Source organism: Acinetobacter corruptisaponis, assembly GCF_030053775.1.
In the GTDB taxonomy this organism is placed as follows: Bacteria; Pseudomonadota; Gammaproteobacteria; order Pseudomonadales; family Moraxellaceae; genus Acinetobacter; species Acinetobacter corruptisaponis.
Genome location: NZ_CP125669.1, coordinates 2406530 through 2423804 on the forward strand (window position 1 = coordinate 2406530; position 17275 = coordinate 2423804).

General features: G+C 45.0%; 18 protein-coding genes. 14 read left to right on the forward strand and 4 right to left on the reverse strand.

Annotated elements, in window-relative coordinates:
* Positions 1-27 precede the first annotated feature (27 nt).
* Positions 28-567 carry a DUF924 family protein gene (locus QLH32_RS11450; protein WP_283266331.1) on the reverse strand — a complete coding sequence of 180 codons (540 nt, stop codon included), beginning with the start codon at positions 565-567 and terminating at the stop codon, positions 28-30.
* A gap of 234 nt (positions 568-801) precedes the next feature.
* Here QLH32_RS11450 and gshA point away from each other — a divergent pair, with 234 nt between their 5' ends.
* Both gshA and QLH32_RS11460 read left to right on the forward strand, forming a co-directional pair.
* The gene (gshA, locus tag QLH32_RS11455; RefSeq protein WP_283266332.1) at positions 802-2379 is read left to right on the forward strand and encodes a glutamate--cysteine ligase; all 1578 of its coding nucleotides are present in this window, start codon (positions 802-804) and stop codon (positions 2377-2379) included.
* A gap of 18 nt (positions 2380-2397) precedes the next feature.
* On the forward strand, positions 2398-2898 hold the full coding sequence (locus tag QLH32_RS11460; protein WP_283266333.1) for a disulfide bond formation protein B: 501 nt from the start codon (positions 2398-2400) through the stop codon (positions 2896-2898).
* A 34-nt stretch (positions 2899-2932) separates the two neighbouring features.
* Here the strand turns inward: QLH32_RS11460 and QLH32_RS11465 are convergent, their stop codons facing one another.
* Complete coding sequence (locus QLH32_RS11465; RefSeq protein WP_283266334.1) at positions 2933-4279, reverse strand: PGAP1-like alpha/beta domain-containing protein; 1347 nt, start codon at positions 4277-4279, stop codon at positions 2933-2935.
* A 263-nt stretch (positions 4280-4542) separates the two neighbouring features.
* On the opposite strand from QLH32_RS11465, the gene QLH32_RS11470 reads away from it, so the two are divergent.
* The 9 genes from QLH32_RS11470 to urtE all read left to right on the forward strand — a co-directional run bounded on the left by QLH32_RS11470 (position 4543) and on the right by urtE (position 13618).
* Positions 4543-5133 (forward strand): YqiA/YcfP family alpha/beta fold hydrolase, encoded by a 591-nt coding sequence (locus tag QLH32_RS11470; RefSeq protein WP_283266336.1) that lies wholly within the window; start codon positions 4543-4545, stop codon positions 5131-5133.
* 14 nt (positions 5134-5147) lie between these two features.
* On the forward strand, positions 5148-7031 hold the full coding sequence (gene parE, locus QLH32_RS11475; protein ID WP_283266337.1) for a DNA topoisomerase IV subunit B: 1884 nt from the start codon (positions 5148-5150) through the stop codon (positions 7029-7031).
* Between the two features lie 32 nt (positions 7032-7063).
* Positions 7064-7468 (forward strand): Lcl C-terminal domain-containing protein, encoded by a 405-nt coding sequence (locus tag QLH32_RS11480; RefSeq protein WP_283266338.1) that lies wholly within the window; start codon positions 7064-7066, stop codon positions 7466-7468.
* A 50-nt stretch (positions 7469-7518) separates the two neighbouring features.
* Positions 7519-7800 (forward strand): hypothetical protein, encoded by a 282-nt coding sequence (locus tag QLH32_RS19825; RefSeq protein WP_349307075.1) that lies wholly within the window; start codon positions 7519-7521, stop codon positions 7798-7800.
* 212 nt (positions 7801-8012) lie between these two features.
* Positions 8013-9293 carry an urea ABC transporter substrate-binding protein gene (urtA, locus tag QLH32_RS11485; protein WP_283266339.1) on the forward strand — a complete coding sequence of 427 codons (1281 nt, stop codon included), beginning with the start codon at positions 8013-8015 and terminating at the stop codon, positions 9291-9293.
* A gap of 92 nt (positions 9294-9385) precedes the next feature.
* Positions 9386-11008: an urea ABC transporter permease subunit UrtB gene (urtB, locus tag QLH32_RS11490; RefSeq protein WP_283266340.1), complete on the forward strand. Its 1623-nt coding sequence runs from the start codon at positions 9386-9388 to the stop codon at positions 11006-11008.
* A 4-nt stretch (positions 11009-11012) separates the two neighbouring features.
* Positions 11013-12086 (forward strand): urea ABC transporter permease subunit UrtC, encoded by a 1074-nt coding sequence (gene urtC / locus QLH32_RS11495; protein ID WP_283266341.1) that lies wholly within the window; start codon positions 11013-11015, stop codon positions 12084-12086.
* Entirely contained in the window at positions 12083-12910 is an 828-nt protein-coding gene (gene urtD, locus QLH32_RS11500; RefSeq protein WP_267981301.1) for an urea ABC transporter ATP-binding protein UrtD, read from the forward strand. Before urtC ends, urtD begins: the two co-directional genes overlap by 4 nt.
* A gap of 9 nt (positions 12911-12919) precedes the next feature.
* The gene (gene urtE, locus QLH32_RS11505) at positions 12920-13618 is read left to right on the forward strand and encodes an urea ABC transporter ATP-binding subunit UrtE (protein WP_283266344.1); all 699 of its coding nucleotides are present in this window, start codon (positions 12920-12922) and stop codon (positions 13616-13618) included.
* A gap of 23 nt (positions 13619-13641) precedes the next feature.
* Here the strand turns inward: urtE and QLH32_RS11510 are convergent, their stop codons facing one another.
* Complete coding sequence (locus QLH32_RS11510; RefSeq protein ID WP_283266345.1) at positions 13642-14193, reverse strand: GNAT family N-acetyltransferase; 552 nt, start codon at positions 14191-14193, stop codon at positions 13642-13644.
* Between the two features lie 93 nt (positions 14194-14286).
* Positions 14287-15012 carry an outer membrane protein OmpK gene (locus tag QLH32_RS11515; protein WP_283266346.1) on the reverse strand — a complete coding sequence of 242 codons (726 nt, stop codon included), beginning with the start codon at positions 15010-15012 and terminating at the stop codon, positions 14287-14289.
* Positions 15013-15380: 368 nt separating this feature from the next.
* Between QLH32_RS11515 and QLH32_RS11520 the strand changes: the two genes are divergently transcribed.
* From QLH32_RS11520 to QLH32_RS11530, 3 genes are all read left to right on the forward strand, one after another.
* Entirely contained in the window at positions 15381-15752 is a 372-nt protein-coding gene (locus QLH32_RS11520; RefSeq protein ID WP_267981295.1) for an HPF/RaiA family ribosome-associated protein, read from the forward strand.
* Positions 15753-15891: 139 nt separating this feature from the next.
* Positions 15892-16437 carry an ankyrin repeat domain-containing protein gene (locus tag QLH32_RS11525; RefSeq protein WP_279960914.1) on the forward strand — a complete coding sequence of 182 codons (546 nt, stop codon included), beginning with the start codon at positions 15892-15894 and terminating at the stop codon, positions 16435-16437.
* Positions 16438-16469: 32 nt separating this feature from the next.
* Complete coding sequence (locus tag QLH32_RS11530; RefSeq protein WP_283266349.1) at positions 16470-17237, forward strand: transporter; 768 nt, start codon at positions 16470-16472, stop codon at positions 17235-17237.
* Positions 17238-17275: the final 38 nt, after the last annotated feature.

Consider the following 17275-nt stretch of genomic DNA (forward strand, 5'->3'; position numbering starts at 1 on the left):
TGTTTTTCAGGGTTTGGGAAGATGGCCCTAAAAGCTACTGTTCGGTTGGGTTAAAAATTCAAGTTCCTCTGCGGTTGAGCTTCGCCCTAAAATCGCATTGCGATGTGGATAGCGCCCAAAACGGTCAATAATCAGCTTATGCTTTTTCTCAAAGCTGAGATTGATTTCATTGCCCAGTCGTTGAAACAGCTTGAGTGCAAACTCATGTATGAGCTTTGATTCACTGTGCATAAACGGCATATACAGGAACGAACGCTGTTCAGGACTGAGCTGGGCATCCAGTTGCAGGCTGATTGCTTCCTGTGCCAGCATCAGTGCCATGCTGTCCTGGGCAAAGGCCTGAGCCTGGTCGCGATACAGGTTTCGGGAGAATTGATCCAGTACAATAATTTCTGCCAAGCGTCCCTCGGCAGTCTTGCGCCATGACCACAGTTCGGCTTGGGTAGCCTGATGATGAATTGCTTGAAAACGCTCACGAATTTTTGCATCAAATTCATCACTTTTTGCGAACCAGAGTGAACGGTGGTCAGGATCAAACCAGAAATCAAGAATGTCTTGCGCTTGCATGGGTGGATATCCATCGGAAGATTTATTTTTAATAAAATCACAATTTCAGCGTGTTTTATATAATCGGATTGTGTTAAAAATTGCCAGGCTAAACCAATACAATCAGGTGACTAGGCCATAATTGTCGTTATAATTGGCTGAGTCGAAAGGATAGGTATTATTCAAATCCCAATCCACTCGACAAAGTCGTTGCCATTACGTTGGTCGGCTGATCTTGAACAAGCGAGCATATATATGAATCAACCCAGCACACTTTCCTCCTCTGTGATACCAACGTGGATAGATGCCTCGCTATTCAAGGGGATGCTGCGTGGTATAGAGCGTGAAAGTTTGCGTATGCAAAGCAATGGATTTTTATCACAAAAAAACCATCCAAAAGCTTTGGGCTCGGCACTGACCCATCCACATATCACCACAGATTACTCCGAAGCGTTGATGGAGTTCATCACCACACCGCAAACCACCATTGCCGCCGCGTTAAATGAACTCAGGGATATTCACAGTGTTGTGCATCAGCAGCTGGAAGATGGTGAACGCTTATGGCCACTGTCAATGCCATGTATGCTGGATGACAACGAGGAAAATATTAAGCTGGCGCAGTATGGCACATCGAATATTGGTCGTTTTAAAACGCTGTACCGCCGTGGTTTGGGTGTGCGCTATGGTCGCCGTATGCAGACCATTTCAGGGGTGCACTACAACCTGTCTTTTCCAGACCAGCTATTTGCCAGCTTGCAGCAACATGAAAGCAATCCAGAATTAAAACAACTCAGTCCACAAGATTACCGTAGCCACCGCTATTTTGGCCTGATTCGGAACTTTATTCGACTTACCCCATTGGTTATGTATCTGTTGGGGGCAAGCCCATCGGTATGCCGCTGTTTCCTGACAGGCCGTGAGCATCATCTACAACCGCTGGTCAAGGGCACCTTATATTTACCTGAGGCAACCGCATTACGCATGGGGCGTTTGGGATACCAAAATTCAGCACAAAAAGAATTGGGCATTCATTATAACGATCTACACGATTATCTTGATGGATTACAAAAAGCGGTGCATACCCCTTATCCTGAATTTACCAATTTAGGTTTAAATGATGAACAGGGCGAACCTATTCAAATCAATGACCATGTGCTACAAATTGAAAATGAATACTACAGTCTGGTTCGTCCAAAACAGGTGCCTCAGGCGGGTGAAACCCCATCACAGGCATTAAAAGACCGTGGTGTGGGCTATGTTGAACTTCGTGCCGTTGATGTCAATCCCTATAGTCCAATTGGTATTGATGAAACCACGGCAGGCTTTCTGGAAAGTCTGGCACTCTACTGCTTATTGAATGAAAGCCCTGACCTATTTGCCGATGAACAGGAACAGATTGACCAAAACCAAACCGAAGTGGTCAATCGTGGACGTGCAGCCGATGCCAGAATTGTAGTGGGACAGACCACAGTACCATTTCAGGATTGGGCACAGCGTCATTTAAATGCGATTCAGGCCTGTGCGGTCATGCTGGATCAGGTGGATGGCACACCACTGTATCAGGATGCCGTTCAAGTCATGCAGCAACGTTTAAACCATGTTGAAGATACACTGTCGGCACATGTGATTACGGATACCTTGCAACATGGCGGGACGTGGAGCTTTGGTAGTGTTATGGCGCAGCAGCATGTGGGCAGTTATGATCAGCACCGCTTAAGTACTGAAAGAAAAAAGTATTTTGAACAGTTGGCACAAACTTCATTGCAAAAACAGGCGCAACTTGAACAAGATCACCACATGAGTTTTGAACAATATCTTGCACAATACCGTTAATATTTTAGAGGATTTCCCATGCGATGGAATTACCGTTTAGTCAGTGCCGTGTTGGTGTTGGCTAGCATTATTGGTATCTCATTTGCGTTGTATCTGGAGCATGTGCAAGGGCTGGAACCTTGTCCACTGTGCATTTTCCAGCGTATCGGCCTGATTGGAATGGGCTTGATTGCACTGGTTGCATTTATCCATAACCCGATTTCAACAGCATTTAAACGTTTTTATGCCTTGTTGGCGACCTTGTCGATTGGCTGGTCGGTTGCTGTGGCGGCGCGTCATGTATGGCTACAGCACTTGCCACCCGACAAGGTGCCGAGCTGTGGCCCTGGTCTGGACTATCTGGTGGATGCCCTGCCAATGAAAGCGGTGCTCAAGGAAGTTCTTTCAGGATCAGGTGAATGTGCTGCTATTGACTGGACTTTTTTGGGTCAGTCATTGCCTGTCTGGTCGTTGCTTTATTTCAGCCTGATTTTGCTGATTTGCCTATGGCAGTTGTTTAGAAAATATCGTCTAGTTTAAATAAAAAAGCTCGGCCATAGCCGAGCTTTTTACTTTAGGTTTCAACAATTCCATCGAGGTCTTCGAAAGTATAATTGTGTGGCACATTCACCATATGTGTTTGAACGCCTTCTTCAATCACTTCGCCAACCTCAGGATATAACCAGCGGGTAATTTGTTCCGCAACACTGGAATGATACTGAATCTCGAAGTGATTCAGTCCATAAAACACAGCTTTATGCGTTTCGGGCAGTTTAAGCTGGAAACGAGGGTTTGGATGTTCTCCCAAAGCACTCTTGACACTGACCAGTGAATCTCCAATCACCTTGAGTGCCTTGTTACGCAACTTCTCAAACTCCAGTGTTCCCGCGATCAGGAATGTGTTGATATGAGAAGGTAATGGCGCAGGTTTGCGGTTGTCGTCTGCAAACCCGATACGTGCGTCATTATGCTCCCAGTCATCATCACGGACACTGCCATAGCGTAGATCCAGAATCCCGTTACTACGGATATTGACCAATTGGCCAATCAGGTTGATAAACGGGAAAGCGCCAAGCTTATCCTGCAATACAAAACCGAAACGCTCAAGTGCTGCACCATGGTGTGGTGAACCGATGCAAACCAGATTCTCGACCATATGAACCCATTGATAAAGGTTCTGTTTGCCATAGAACAGGGCACTGCGTGAAACCAGCCCACCCATACTGTGACCAATCAGGTCGATACTGGTGATGCGTGGATTGCGTTGCACCAGATCTTCAAGTGTATTGGCAAAACTACGACCATTGGCGGAAATGCGTCGTCCTGTATTGTAGTTCAGGTACAGCATGGTGTTGTTGTCACGCTGTGCCAGCAACCGCTCACCAATACCGCCATAACGCTGGTTGGACCAGGTTAAATGGTTCATGCACAGGCCGTGGGCCAAAATCACCACACGTCCAGTCAGCTCGCCTTGCTGTAGTGATCCATAATGATCATAAAGCACCATTGGCAAAGCCATGGGGTTGTGCTGCTTCAGGAAAAAGTCCCCAAAGATCCCATTCAGCGCCCCCACCACGAAATGTAGGGTTGGGGTCAGTGGCTTGTCATGTAGGGCTGGGAATCTCTCAATAATACCGCGCAGACTTGGTGCAAGAAAACAGCGACCATATTTCTGGATGGCATCATAAGAGAAATGATAAAACTTTTGTAATTGTGGAAGTTTTTGTAAATTTCTGGCTTTCTGAGCACTTAAACCGAGTGTAGTCCGTAACACTTCAGTTTGTACCAACTGCACCAATTCATGAACGCCACTCAAACTGGTGCTCACAAGTTGTGCCAAACCTTCCAGAACATCTGCCTGACTTGGGGGTGTACGGTCCCACTTACAGTAGGTTTCATGCAGAGGTGTTAAACTTGGCATATTAATTTCCCCATCCTTTTGTATATACCGAAGGTTTGATGTTATTTAGTTTAATACTGTTTAGATAAACTACAACAAACGCTTACATCTTATGTCTTTCATAAGTAATTTTTTTAGAATACTGATGAACGGAATACAGTATCGTTTTTTGTGTCCGACAATATGAAGCTTATATGTAATTTATATTGTTGTTTGATTAACTGTTGTGCTTAATAATGTGATTTATTTCACTATAAGTCAAGCTGCTGTCTATTTTGGTGCATATGCAAATTATCTATCTACATGGTTTCCGTAGTAACCCCATGTCTAAAAAAGGGCAGCAATTGAGACAATATTGTGCAAACCACGGTCAGTTTCAGGTGCATTTGCCCGATCTGAACCTATCACCTGATGAGGTGCTGCAAAAAATCTCTGGGTTGATCGAAATTCTGCCACGTGACCAAGTGGTATTGGTTGGAAGTAGTTTGGGGGGATTTTATGCGACATATTTTGTCGCAAAATATGGATGTCCTGCTGTACTGATCAATCCAGCCATGCAACCATGGCAACTGTTTCAGGATTTGTTTGGAATTGAGCAAATCCCACTCAAGGTGACTGAATCCTGGACACTTGATACTGATCAATTGCAGCAACTACAATCCATTGCCAACACCCAGTTAAATCATGCTGATAAAATTCTGGTGCTGTTGCAACAAGGTGATGAAGTCTTGGATTATCGTCAGGCACAACGTTATTATAGTGCGGCACAACCCTCCTCGTTGATTTTAACTGATGTGGATGGTAATCATGCAATGGATGATTTTGAAGAAAAACTACCCTTAGTTATCGAATTTTTATCGGCAGCCCTCCAATAAGGAAGTCAGACCAAGTGACACAATACACGGCACAATCCCTTGAAGTTCTTTCTGGTTTAGATCCTGTTCGTCGTCGTCCAGGCATGTATACCGATACCTCACGGCCAAACCATCTGGCGCAGGAGGTGATTGACAATGCGGTGGATGAGGCACTTGCAGGGCATGCCAACCAGATCTGTGTCACGGTATATGAAGATGGTTCCTTGTCAGTTGAAGATAATGGTCGTGGCATGCCTGTCGATATCCATCCTGAATATGGACAAAGCGGGATCGAAATTATTCTGACCAAGCTGCATGCAGGCGGAAAGTTCAGTACCGATAACTACCAGTTTTCTGGTGGTCTGCATGGTGTGGGCATTTCCGTGGTCAATGCCTTATCCACACGGGTTGAGGTGGCGGTACAGCGTCAGGGCAATCTGTATCAGATGGCGTTTGAGCAGGGTGAACCTGTGGCACCCTTATCGGTCCTGGAGGGGAAAGTGGCAAAACGTGCCACAGGCACAACGGTTCGCTTTTGGCCAGAAGCCAAGTACTTTGACAGCCCAAAATTTGCCTTAAAAGCCCTCAAGCATAATTTAAAAGCCAAAGCGGTGTTGGCGGCAGGCTTAAAAATTATCTATGACGATAAGATCAATAACGAAAAAATTGAATGGCAGTTTGAAAATGGTCTGGTCGATTATCTGATGGATGAACTGGAAGATCGCGAGATTTTGCCTGATCCAGCTTTTGTCAGCAGTGGTCAGGCTGAACGTGCAGCCTGTGAATTTGCCATTTGCTGGAATGTGGAGGGTGGTGAGCAGATTCAGGAAAGTTATGTCAACCTGATTCCAACCGCGCAGGGTGGAACGCATGTCAATGGTTTACGTTCGGGTGTGACTGAGGCCTTGCGTGAGTTCTGCGAGTTACGCAATTTATTGCCGCGTAATATGAAACTTTCTGCCGAAGATGTCTGGGATGGGGTGAATTTCATCCTGTCGCTGAAATTTCAGGAACCACAATTTTCGGGGCAGACCAAGGAACGATTATCCAGTCGTGAAGCATCCAATATTGTCTTGAATATTGCCAAGGATGCCTTTGCCTTATGGCTCAATCAACACGCTGAAATTGCAACGCAACTGGCTGAAATGGCGATTGCCAAGGCTGGCCGTCGTTTAAAGGCGGCGAAAAAGGTTGAACGTAAGAAGATTGTGGCTGGTCCAGCCCTGCCTGGAAAACTGGCAGACTGTGTGGGTTTGACCCGTGAAGACAGTGAACTGTTTATTGTGGAAGGGGATTCGGCAGGTGGCAGTGCCAAGCAGGCACGCGACAAGAATTTTCAGGCGATTATGCCAATCCGTGGAAAAATTCTGAATACTTGGGAAGTGTCTTCGGATGAAGTGTTGGCTTCGCAGGAAGTGCATGATATTGCCATCGCCATTGGGGTTGACCCTGGCAGTGACGATCTCTCAGAATTGCGTTATGGCAAAATCTGTATCCTTGCCGATGCCGATTCGGATGGCCTACATATTGCCACTTTATTATGTGCATTATTCGTAAAGCATTTCCCAGCCCTGGTTGAGGATGGTCATCTGTTTGTGGCGATGCCACCGCTTTATCGTATTGATATTGGTAAGGATGTACATTATGCGCTGGATGATGATGAGCTTGAAACCATCTTGAAAAAGGTCAAGGGCAATAAAAATCCGCAGATTACCCGATTCAAGGGTTTGGGCGAGATGAATGCGATTCAGTTGCGTGAAACCACGATGGACCCAAATACGCGTCGTTTGGTACAACTCGATCTGGATGATGCTCACTTGACGGCAGGTTTGCTGGATAAGTTACTTGCGAAAAAACGTGCGGCGGATCGTAAGCATTGGCTGGAGCAGAAAGGTAATTTAGCGGATATTGCGGTGTGATGAACAAATAAAAAAAATAAGAGGATAAATACATGTCTAATATGGGCATAAATGAACTTGATCAAGGTATATGGACTGATCCAAACACAGGTCTTATATGGGCTAGGATAAGTATTGGGCAAGAATGGATAAATGGGCAGTGTATAGGGGATGCCCAAGAATTTAACTGGGATGATGCAAATCATGCTTGTCAAAGTTTGAGATTGGCTGGATTTAGTGATTGGCGGTTGCCTACTCGTGAGGAATTGGAGACAATAAAAGATGGTTGTTATCCTGAGAAAGTGTTATTTCAACCACAAGGTGATAGTCGAGTATATTGGTCATCCTCTGTGAATGATTGCAACGTTGATACGGCATGGTATGTGCATTTCGGGAATGATTACTCCCATCCTTACTATAAATATAATGATACTTTCTATGTTCGAGCGGTGCGTTAGGTTAGTTGTTTTTTGTAATAAAAAATTGGCATGACATTTCGACTAATGACTTGAATCGCTGTAACAGCAGCCTATCATTCTTTGATGCTCAGGGTATGCTATTCCACTTGCCTGCATTTTTGTTGGCGAGTTTAAATGGTGATTATTTACATGACCTTACTTTTAGGTTGATACATCTATCTGTTGATAGAGAAAAAAATTTAGCTTATTTAATGCTGAACAGCGTGCAGTTGTTGCAGATTATTTACAATTTTTGTTGGAAGAACCAGATTACATTTACCATCATCAGGAAATTATGGGCGCACTCGTTACAGGCTATTGGCCTAACATAATCGAATATTAATGTGTTAGAAAATCATTTAAAGAATCCGCACCTTTTTAGTTCACCACGTATTTTTTGTATGCAATGTTGTATACAAGATGCTGTGATTGTCGAACAATTTTAAATAAAATATAAATAAAACAATGTGTTAAATTGTTGGCATAGAAATTGAATAACTCCACTCAGTAAAAATCACAATATCCATGTGTGGGGAGAAACAAGATGCAAAATAAATTATCAATGTCCGTTCTTATGGCAGCCATGATGGGGGTAGGTCTGGCAGGTTGTTCTAAACCAGCCGAAAAAACAGAAGCAGCAAAAACAGAAACCAAGGCGGCAGCACCAGCCGCAAGTGGTGACACGATTAAGGTGGGGATCCTACATTCACTTTCAGGCACAATGGCGATTTCTGAAACTTCATTAAAAGATACCGCCTTGATGACCATTAATGAAATCAATGCCAATGGTGGGGTACTTGGCAAGAAACTGGAACCAGTCATTGTTGATCCAGCTTCGGATTGGCCGTTGTTTGCAGAGAAAGCGCGTCAGTTGATTACCCAGGATAAAGTGGCGGTAATTTTCGGTTGCTGGACTTCAGTATCACGTAAATCGGTGCTTCCTGTGGTGGAAGAGCTGAATGGTCTGTTGTTCTATCCAGTGCAGTATGAGGGTCAGGAACAATCTAAAAATATTTTCTATACAGGTGCAGCACCGAACCAGCAAGCGATTCCTGCGGTGGAATATTTAATGGGCGATGAGGGCGGCAAGGCACAACGTTTTGTGTTGCTCGGCACGGATTATGTCTATCCACGTACCACCAATAAAATCCTGCGTGCATTCCTGAAGTCTAAAGGCGTTGCTGATGCAGACATTATGGAAGAATACACACCATTTGGTCATAGCAACTATCAAACTATCGTTTCCAATATTAAAAAATTCTCTGCGGGTAAAAAGACTGCGGTGATCTCCACCATCAACGGTGATTCAAACGTGCCGTTCTACCGTGAATTGGGTAACCAGGGTATTAAAGCCTCTGATATTCCAGTGATGGCGTTCTCTGTCGGTGAAGAAGAACTACGTGGTATTGATACCAAGCCACTGGTGGGTCATTTGGCGGCATGGAACTATTTCATGTCAGTGAAGAATCCGAAAAATACCGATTTTATTAATAAATTCAAGCAATATGCGGTGGAATACAAACTTCCGAATGCCGACAAGGTTGTGACCAACGATCCAATGGAAGCCACCTATGTTGGTATCAATATGTGGAAGCAGGCGGTTGAAAAAGCAGGTTCTACGGATGTTGATAAGGTCCGTGATGCAATGGCAGGTCAAACCTTTGCTGCACCATCGGGCTATACGCTCAAGATGGATGAAACAAATCACCATCTACATAAGCCTGTGATGATCGGGCAAATCCGTGGTGATGGCCAATTCGACGTGGTTTACAAAACACCTGAAACGATTAAAGCAGAGCCTTGGAGCCCTTATATTCCTAAATAACTTGCTCATACAACCTGCTGTTTCGGCAGCAGGTTTTTCTTGGTTTTATTTTTTGATTGATTTGTTTAAATAGAAAATATAAGGGGAGTCTTATGGCGAAACACTATGTTTTGGCACTGCTCTGCATCATGGCACAGATGATTTTGAGTCCTGCATGGGCAGAAGCCACATCCGCAACAACCGTGACGTCTACAACTTCTCAGGATGCGATCCAAACTTTTGTTAAATCAGATTTTGCCACCCGCCGTGCCATGCTGAATCAATGGCCTGCCAGTATTGAACAACTGGATCAGTTGGTGGCGTATATTGACCAAAATGAGTTATATACGGATGGTTCAGGCAATACCTATATCTTAAAAAACGATGAAAAACTCTTAAGTTACCCACAACAACAAGTTTTGGAAACCTGGCCATCAGACTTGTCTCAAGTGACCTTGGTCAATACCTTGCGTAAGGCGCTGAATTTTGGACAGGCCAAAGCCAAACTCAACTCAGATGATGCTTCGCAGCGTTTGGCTGCGGTGGATATTTTAGAAAACAATCTGGATGAGCTGGATGTTGCAACGGTAAAACAGTTGTATCTCAATGAAAAGAGTGAAGCGGTCAAAGCACGTCTCGCACAACTTAAGGCACGTTTGGATTTTAATAGCCCAGATGAATTTACCAAAATCGAAGCGGTGAAAGTGTTGGCAGATTCCAACCGTCCCGATGTATTGGCATTGATTAATCAAAGCCTAGAACAACCCCAAAACAATGCGACATTAAAAGCGGCTTTGGTCGAAGCACAAAACAAAATTAAAACCCGCATTCAAATCAGTGAATGGTCTGGGCATATCTTTTCAGGTTTGAGTACCGCCAGTATTTTACTTTTAGCTGCTCTTGGTCTTGCGATTACCTACGGTTTGCTTGGGGTCATTAATATGGCCCATGGTGAGCTGATCATGATCGGAGCATATACCACCTATATGGTGCAAAGCTTTTTTAAAACCCATTTTGCTGGCGTGGTGGATTGGTATTTACTGGCAGCAATTCCAGCGGCATTCCTAGTCAGTGCCTTAATTGGCATGTTGATTGAACGTACAGTGATTCGTCCATTGTATGGTCGCCAACTGGAAACTTTATTAGCCACTTTTGGGGTAAGCTTGATCCTCATGCAAGCGGTTCGCATGATCTTTGGCGCACAAAATGTTGAGGTGTCCAATGTGGCATGGCTGAGTGGCGGGATTGCAATTACACCAAGTCTGATGCTGCCGTATAACCGTATCACAATTATTGGCTTTACCATTGCGGTATTGCTGCTGCTGGTCTTTTTACTCAATAAAACTCGTTTTGGTTTATTTGTTCGTGCAGTGACGCAAAACCGTCAAATGGCGCGTGCAGTGGGGATTCGATCTGCACGAATCGACATGCTGGCATTTGGTCTGGGTTCTGGCTTGGCTGGACTGGCAGGCTGTGCCTTGGCGCAGGTGGGTAATGTCGGCCCTGACCTCGGACAAAACTACATCATTGATGCTTTCCTTGTCGTTGTGGTGGGCGGTGTTGGGCAGGTCTGGGGTGCGGTACTTGCAGCATTAGGACTGGGTATCAGCGGTACAGTGTTGGAGATTGGTTTAGGTGCGGTTTTAGCCAAAATTATTCTGTTGGTTCTTGTGATTTTGTTTATCCAAAAGCGTCCACAAGGTTTGTTTGCCATCAAAGGCCGTTTTGTGGAGTAAGCCAATGAAAATCACTTCTTTATTTGCAGATAAGCCCTATAGCGCAATCGCCATTGCCATTTGTTTTGCGGTGTTACTGGCTTTGCCGTGGTTACATCTGTTATCTCCTGATTCGGCATTTTATCTGTCAGCGTATTGGATTACCCTGATCGGCAAGATCATGTGTCTGGCGTTGGTTGCGCTGGCACTGGATTTGGTCTGGGGCTATGCAGGTATTTTAAGTTTGGGGCATGGTCTATATTTTGCCTTGGGCGGTTATGCCTTTGGCATGTACCTGATGCGCCAATCGGCAGGTGACGGTCTGCCTGATTTTATGCGCTTCCTGAGTTGGACGGAATTGCCGTGGTATTGGGTCGGGACTGAACATTTTGTCTGGGCAATGATTCTGGTGTTACTCATCCCTGCATTAGTCGCCTTTATTTTTGGTTTCTTTGCCTTTCGTTCCAAAATCAAGGGCGTATATTTTTCCATCATTACCCAAGCCATGACCTTTGCTGCGGCACTCTTGTTCTTCCGCAATGAAACAGGTTTTGGTGGCAATAATGGTTTTACAGGTTTTAAAACCTTACTTGGTTTTGACATTACCTCTGCGCCAATGCGTGCCAGTTTATGCTTTGTCACCGCTTTGGTGTTGATGCTGTGCTTTATTGGCTTGCGTCAACTGATGAACCGTCCTTATGGTCGGGTGTTGGGGGCGATTCGTGACAGCGAAAACCGTTTGCAATATTTGGGTTATCGCACGCTGTGGTACAAATTATCGGCGTGGGTATTATCTGCGGTGATCGCAGGCATCGCAGGTGCGTTGTATGTGCCACAGGTTGGCATTATCAACCCAAGTGAAATGAATCCAGTCAACTCGATTGAAATGGCAGTGTGGGTTGCCGCTGGGGGGCGTGGCACCTTGATTGGACCGATTCTCGGTGCAGGTTTGATTAATGCGGTGAAAACCTATTTTACCGTGGCAGCACCAGAAGCATGGTTATTGATCTTGGGCGCATTATTTATTGTGGTGACCTTGTTCCTACCGAAAGGTGTAATTGGTGTGTTTGACCGTTTTAAAAAGGAGCGCAGCGAATGAGTGATTTATTAACCAACTCAGCTCAACATGGCGGTCAACTTGGTGAGGGCTATGGCCGTGCCAAAACCCAAGGCGCGGATTTTAGTCATGGCATTGCCTTGTATCTGGAAAAAGTCAGTGTCTGGTTTGATTCTTTCCGCGCATTGAATGATTTATCTCTGTATATCGCAGAGGGTGAATTACGTTGCATCATTGGACCAAATGGTGCAGGGAAAACCACGCTCATGGATGTGATTACAGGCAAAACCCGCCCAACCACAGGTACGGCATTTTTTGGGCAGAATTACGATCTTGCCAAAATGAGTACCGAGCAAATTGCCGAAGCAGGGATTGGACGTAAATTCCAAAAACCGACCGTGTTTGAAAATTTCAGCGTAATGGAAAACCTGCTGTTGGCTGCACCCAGAGATAAACGAGTGAAGAAAAGCTTATTTTCTCGCTTAGATCCTGAAGCACAGTTGGCCTTGGATGAAACACTGGAACAGATTCGCTTAAAGGAATTTGTGCAAAAACCAGCAGGGCTATTGTCACATGGTCAAAAGCAGTGGCTGGAAATTGGTATGTTGTTGATGCAACGTCCGAAGCTCATTTTATTAGACGAGCCCGTTGCAGGCATGACCGATGCGGAAACCGAGCGTACGGCTGAACTGTGTCTGGAACTCAAGAAAAATCATACGCTTGTTGTAGTGGAACATGACATGAGCTTTATTGATACCATCAGCGAAAAGGTCACGGTACTGGCACAGGGCGCGATCTTGGCAGAGGGGACATTGGCAGAGGTACAGGCCAATGAAGATGTGATTGAAAAATATTTGGGACGCTAGGAGACTGCCATGTTGGAAGTGAAAGAAATAAACCAGTTTTATGGTGGCAGTCATATTCTGCGTGATGTGTCTTTTCAGGCACCTGTCGGGGAATGCAGTGTGGTATTGGGACGTAATGGGGTGGGCAAGACCACCTTGCTGAAATGCCTGATGGGGATTCTACCGATCAAGTCAGGGCAGATTCTGCTAGATGGAAAAGACATTTCCAAGATGTCACCTGAGCAACGGGTACGTGCAGGTTTGGCCTATGTCCCACAAGGGCGGGATATTTTTTCAACCTTAACCGTTGAGGAAAACATCCTGATTGGCATGGCAAAATTTTCAGGCGCAAAAACCCGAAAAGTACCGAGTCATCTCTATGAAATTTTCCCTGTTTTGGATGAAATGAAACACCGTCGTGGTGGTGATTTATCGGGTGGTCAGCAACAGCAGCTCGCCATTGCCAGAGCGTTGGCTTCTGAACCAAGTGTGCTGATTCTGGATGAACCAACGGAGGGGATTCAACCCTCCATCATTAAAGATATTGGCCGAGTGATTCGTAAACTGGCGGATCAGGGGGAAATGGCGATTGTCTTGGTGGAACAGTTTTATGACTTTGCCGAAGAACTGGCGGATGCCTACACCGTGATGGCACGGGGGCAGGTGATTGCACAGGGGCAAGGGGCAGAAATGCCTGAAAAGGGGATTCGGGAACTGGTGGCGATTTAATAAAAGCCTCGAAAGAGGCTTTTTTATTGAGTAGTTGAAAGTTGTAATTGCATCCACACCAAATCACGCCATTGACCAAACTTCTGCCCAACCTGTGGCATATAGCCTGTCTGGATAAAGCCAAGCTGTTCATGCAGGACAATAGAACCTGTATTTTCGCTATCAATCGCAGCCACCATGATATGCATGTTTTGTTGTGTTGCGAGATGGATCAACTGTTGCATCAGGGCCTTACCCAAACCTTGGCGTGCATGGGTTGGGACAATAAAAACAGAATGTTCGATACTTTGACGATAACCGCTAATCGCCCGAAAGGCTGAGTAATAGGCATAACCAGCAACTTTGTTATTGAGTTGATCTTCAACCACAATCATTGGGAATTGCTGTTGTTGCATGTTTTGAAAGCGTTGTTGGTATTGTTCTAGACTCATTGCCTGATCATTCCAGTTGGCTGTACCTGTGAGGATTTCATGATTATAAATAGCGAGAATCTGTGCTAAATCATCCACTGTGGCAAAACGAATCTGATAACGGGGATTCAAGGAGTGTGCTGCAAGCTTAAGACCGAATGACATGAGAAAATAAAAGAAAGTTCACATATTCCGAATATGCGTGATTACAAAAAAAACAGCAAGACGGAGCTTGCTGTTTTTAAACATATTGACTGTTTAGAAGTGGTATTTAACCAAGGCGCTGACATTGTTTTCATCGCTACCTTTAATACCGAACTTGTTATTCCAAACCGAATGTTCAATACCTAGATACAGGCGTGTTTCTGGTGAAATGTGCTTGCCGACATTCCACTTGTACTGGGTGGTCCAGTTCAGCTCGCTGGCGTGATCTTTCTCACCTGTAGACCAGTCAAGGAAGCCATCCACCAGAAAATCCTCATTTGACAGTTTAAATGGCAATGCGTAGGCAATGGTCATTTGATAGTCATCAGCAGTGTTTTCATTGCTGGCACGGTAGAAGTTCACGTTCGCATACTGGAAATATGGAATCGCAAGGTCAAAACCTACGCCGTATAAGAAATTGTCAAAACTGGAAAAGTCATCGTTATTGCTTTCCCATGTTGTTGAAACCAACACATCTTTGATTGGGCCAAAGGCAAGCTTCTGACCAGAAATCTCACCCAGGCTTAAACGTGGAGAGAGTTCGAAATAGGTGCTTTTATGGTCGTCGCCACCGCGCATGCGGTCCATAAAGAAAAATACATCGGCATATTTTACTTTTGCCGCATATTCAACGGTTACAGTTGTCTGTTGCTCATCAACAACTTCATAATTTTCACCGTATAAACCCGTCAGGCTGAAATCCTGCCAGATCGGCTTCGCCTGGGCGAAAGCTGCCGTAGATACCAATAAACATGCCGCTGTAAGCTGCTTCAATTGCATTTAAAAATCTCCCCCCAAAAAGGCGTGTAAAGCATACAGGGTATTAAGCAAAAATAAAGCCAAATTTGACCAAATGCTCAAAAGATTTGTATGGAACGGCAAATCAGGAATGAGATGGTATTAGGCAGCTTTTTGATCAGGTTTTCATCAAAATGTCAAAAATCAGCTTGCATATTTGTGATGAAAGACAGATATTGGAATGATAGAAGATCTTCTCCACGACTAAAATGCAACCGATGCAAAGCAAGGAGACCACAGGCATTTACATAATCAGAATATACAACTGCACTGAATGAATGCATGCTCAAAGTGTGCCAGATAACAAAGTTTTGTAGCACCGTCTCACTAGAAAAGAGAGGAAGATATTTATGAATATTGAAATCCGTACAGATAAGAACATTCATGGTAGCGAACGTTTAATCAGTTATGTCCGTGCAGAACTTACGCAAGAATTCCAACGTTATAGCGAACGTATTACACATTTTTCGGTTCATATTAGTGATGAAAATGGGGAGAAATCGGGCGATCATGACAAGCGTTGCATGATTGAGGCTCGTCCAGCAGGCCTAAAACCTGTTGCGGTAACGCATAAAGCGACCAATATTGATGCATCCATTCATGGTGCGATTGATAAGCTGAAACGCAGCCTGGAACATTTATATGAGAAAAAAGACCATCACCGTGGTGGCTTGCCAGAATATGTTGATGTCGATGACGACATAGATCTCAAAGAAGCATAGGCAGATATGCATAAAAAAAGCCCAAAGTGGGCTTTTTTTATGTGTGTATCAAATTTATACATGATTTTTGAGCCGTTTTATAAAATCCTGTTGGGATATTCGGCATAATAGAGCCATTCAAATATTGTGAGAGCTGGTCATGTTAAGTAAGCAACAGCAGGCCTTGGTGCAAGCCATACAACAACTCGATCTGGACCAGGTGCAGTCTTTACTTGCTGATGGGCTTGACCCGAACTTTATTGATCCAGAGCATGGATTTCCTGTTTCCATTCTATGTGATGGCCTGTTTGTCTGGTGGGAAAATGTCTGTGAGGCCTACGAGGCTGGCAAACCGTTTACTGAGGCAGAGAAGCAACAGCAACTGAAAGTTTATCTGGAGATTTTAGAGGCGCTGATTCAGGCCAAGGCAAACCTGCATTTATGGGATGCCGAGGAATTTTATGGGCCACTGTGGGATGCTGCAAGCTCAGCCTGTGTGCCTGTGGTACAGCGTCTACTGGATGAAAAGGTGGATCCGAATACTCGCGATGAAGAGGGTCTCACCATTTTGTCATCCATTAGCCAGTTATTCTTTGACTGCGATTTTGATGAAATTGACTGGTCAGAGTCCTTGCAGGAAGAGCGTGAAACACTAGAATTGCTACGTCGCCATGGCGCAAAAATGTCAAAAGAGTTAACGGCATAAGCCTAGCCAGTAGAATGAAAAAGGGGAGAATGATGAGAACACTTCAAACATTGGGCTTTATTGCAGCCTCAATGATGGTCAGTACAACTTTTGCGGCGGATTTTTCTTTTGATCGCCCTGGGGCTGGCATGGGCACGGGGATTACACCAGTGGGCCATCTGGCCTGGGAACAGGGATTGCCCTCTGTTAGCTATCAGCAGGACAATGTCGCTGGGGCAAAAGACAAAACCCTGACGCTCAATGCTGACATGCTGTTGCGTACAGGTTTAACCGATGGCCTTGAACTCCAGTTGGGCTGGCAGGGACCTGTCTGGCAGCAAAATAAATATGCGGGCATGAAAAAGGAAATCCATGGTTTGGGTGATGTCAGCATTGGCTTGAAAAAGGCCATTGACCTCAAGGATGACCGTTTAAGCATGGCCTTGCTGGCTGAGGCGGTTATTGCAACGGGCAATGACGAGTTCACTGCACATGACGACATCTATAGCCTGACTTCGGCAGTGGCGTATGAGCTGAGTGACTTGGTTGGTACCTCCATTACCATGCGTTATGAGGCGCAGAACAGTGATTGGGCAGTCACCGCCGTTCCGACCATTGACTATAAAATTGCGGGTAAATTGTCGGGTTTCTCAGAATTTATCTACCGTAAGGCGGAAAGCCAGGACTATGAATATGGCCTAGGTACAGGTCTGGTTTATGCCATCAATGACCGTGCCCAGTTGGATGCCAGTGTCGGGGTCGATTTAAATGGCAGTGGCAAAAGCTACAACGGTGGTTTTGGCGTTTCTGTCCTATTCTAATCAAACCTCTCTCCATGTGCCTCCCTTGAATTCCTGTT

Bases quoted from the DNA above. Each gene is read 5' to 3' on its own strand.
- urtE (WP_283266344.1), top strand. From the start codon at position 12,920: ATGTTGGAAGTGAAAGAAATAAACCAGTTTTATGGTGGCAGTCATATT.
- QLH32_RS11520 (WP_267981295.1), top strand. From the start codon at position 15,381: ATGAATATTGAAATCCGTACAGATAAGAACATTCATGGTAGCGAACGT.
- urtB (WP_283266340.1), top strand. From the start codon at position 9,386: ATGGCGAAACACTATGTTTTGGCACTGCTCTGCATCATGGCACAGATG.
- QLH32_RS11510 (WP_283266345.1), bottom strand. From the start codon at position 14,193: ATGTCATTCGGTCTTAAGCTTGCAGCACACTCCTTGAATCCCCGTTAT.
- QLH32_RS11450 (WP_283266331.1), bottom strand. From the start codon at position 567: ATGCAAGCGCAAGACATTCTTGATTTCTGGTTTGATCCTGACCACCGT.
- QLH32_RS11525 (WP_279960914.1), top strand. From the start codon at position 15,892: ATGTTAAGTAAGCAACAGCAGGCCTTGGTGCAAGCCATACAACAACTC.
- urtD (WP_267981301.1), top strand. From the start codon at position 12,083: ATGAGTGATTTATTAACCAACTCAGCTCAACATGGCGGTCAACTTGGT.
- QLH32_RS11470 (WP_283266336.1), top strand. From the start codon at position 4,543: ATGCAAATTATCTATCTACATGGTTTCCGTAGTAACCCCATGTCTAAA.
- urtA (WP_283266339.1), top strand. From the start codon at position 8,013: ATGCAAAATAAATTATCAATGTCCGTTCTTATGGCAGCCATGATGGGG.
- QLH32_RS11530 (WP_283266349.1), top strand. From the start codon at position 16,470: ATGAGAACACTTCAAACATTGGGCTTTATTGCAGCCTCAATGATGGTC.
- QLH32_RS11515 (WP_283266346.1), bottom strand. From the start codon at position 15,012: ATGCAATTGAAGCAGCTTACAGCGGCATGTTTATTGGTATCTACGGCA.
- QLH32_RS11465 (WP_283266334.1), bottom strand. From the start codon at position 4,279: ATGCCAAGTTTAACACCTCTGCATGAAACCTACTGTAAGTGGGACCGT.
- urtC (WP_283266341.1), top strand. From the start codon at position 11,013: ATGAAAATCACTTCTTTATTTGCAGATAAGCCCTATAGCGCAATCGCC.
- QLH32_RS11460 (WP_283266333.1), top strand. From the start codon at position 2,398: ATGCGATGGAATTACCGTTTAGTCAGTGCCGTGTTGGTGTTGGCTAGC.
- QLH32_RS11480 (WP_283266338.1), top strand. From the start codon at position 7,064: ATGTCTAATATGGGCATAAATGAACTTGATCAAGGTATATGGACTGAT.
- gshA (WP_283266332.1), top strand. From the start codon at position 802: ATGAATCAACCCAGCACACTTTCCTCCTCTGTGATACCAACGTGGATA.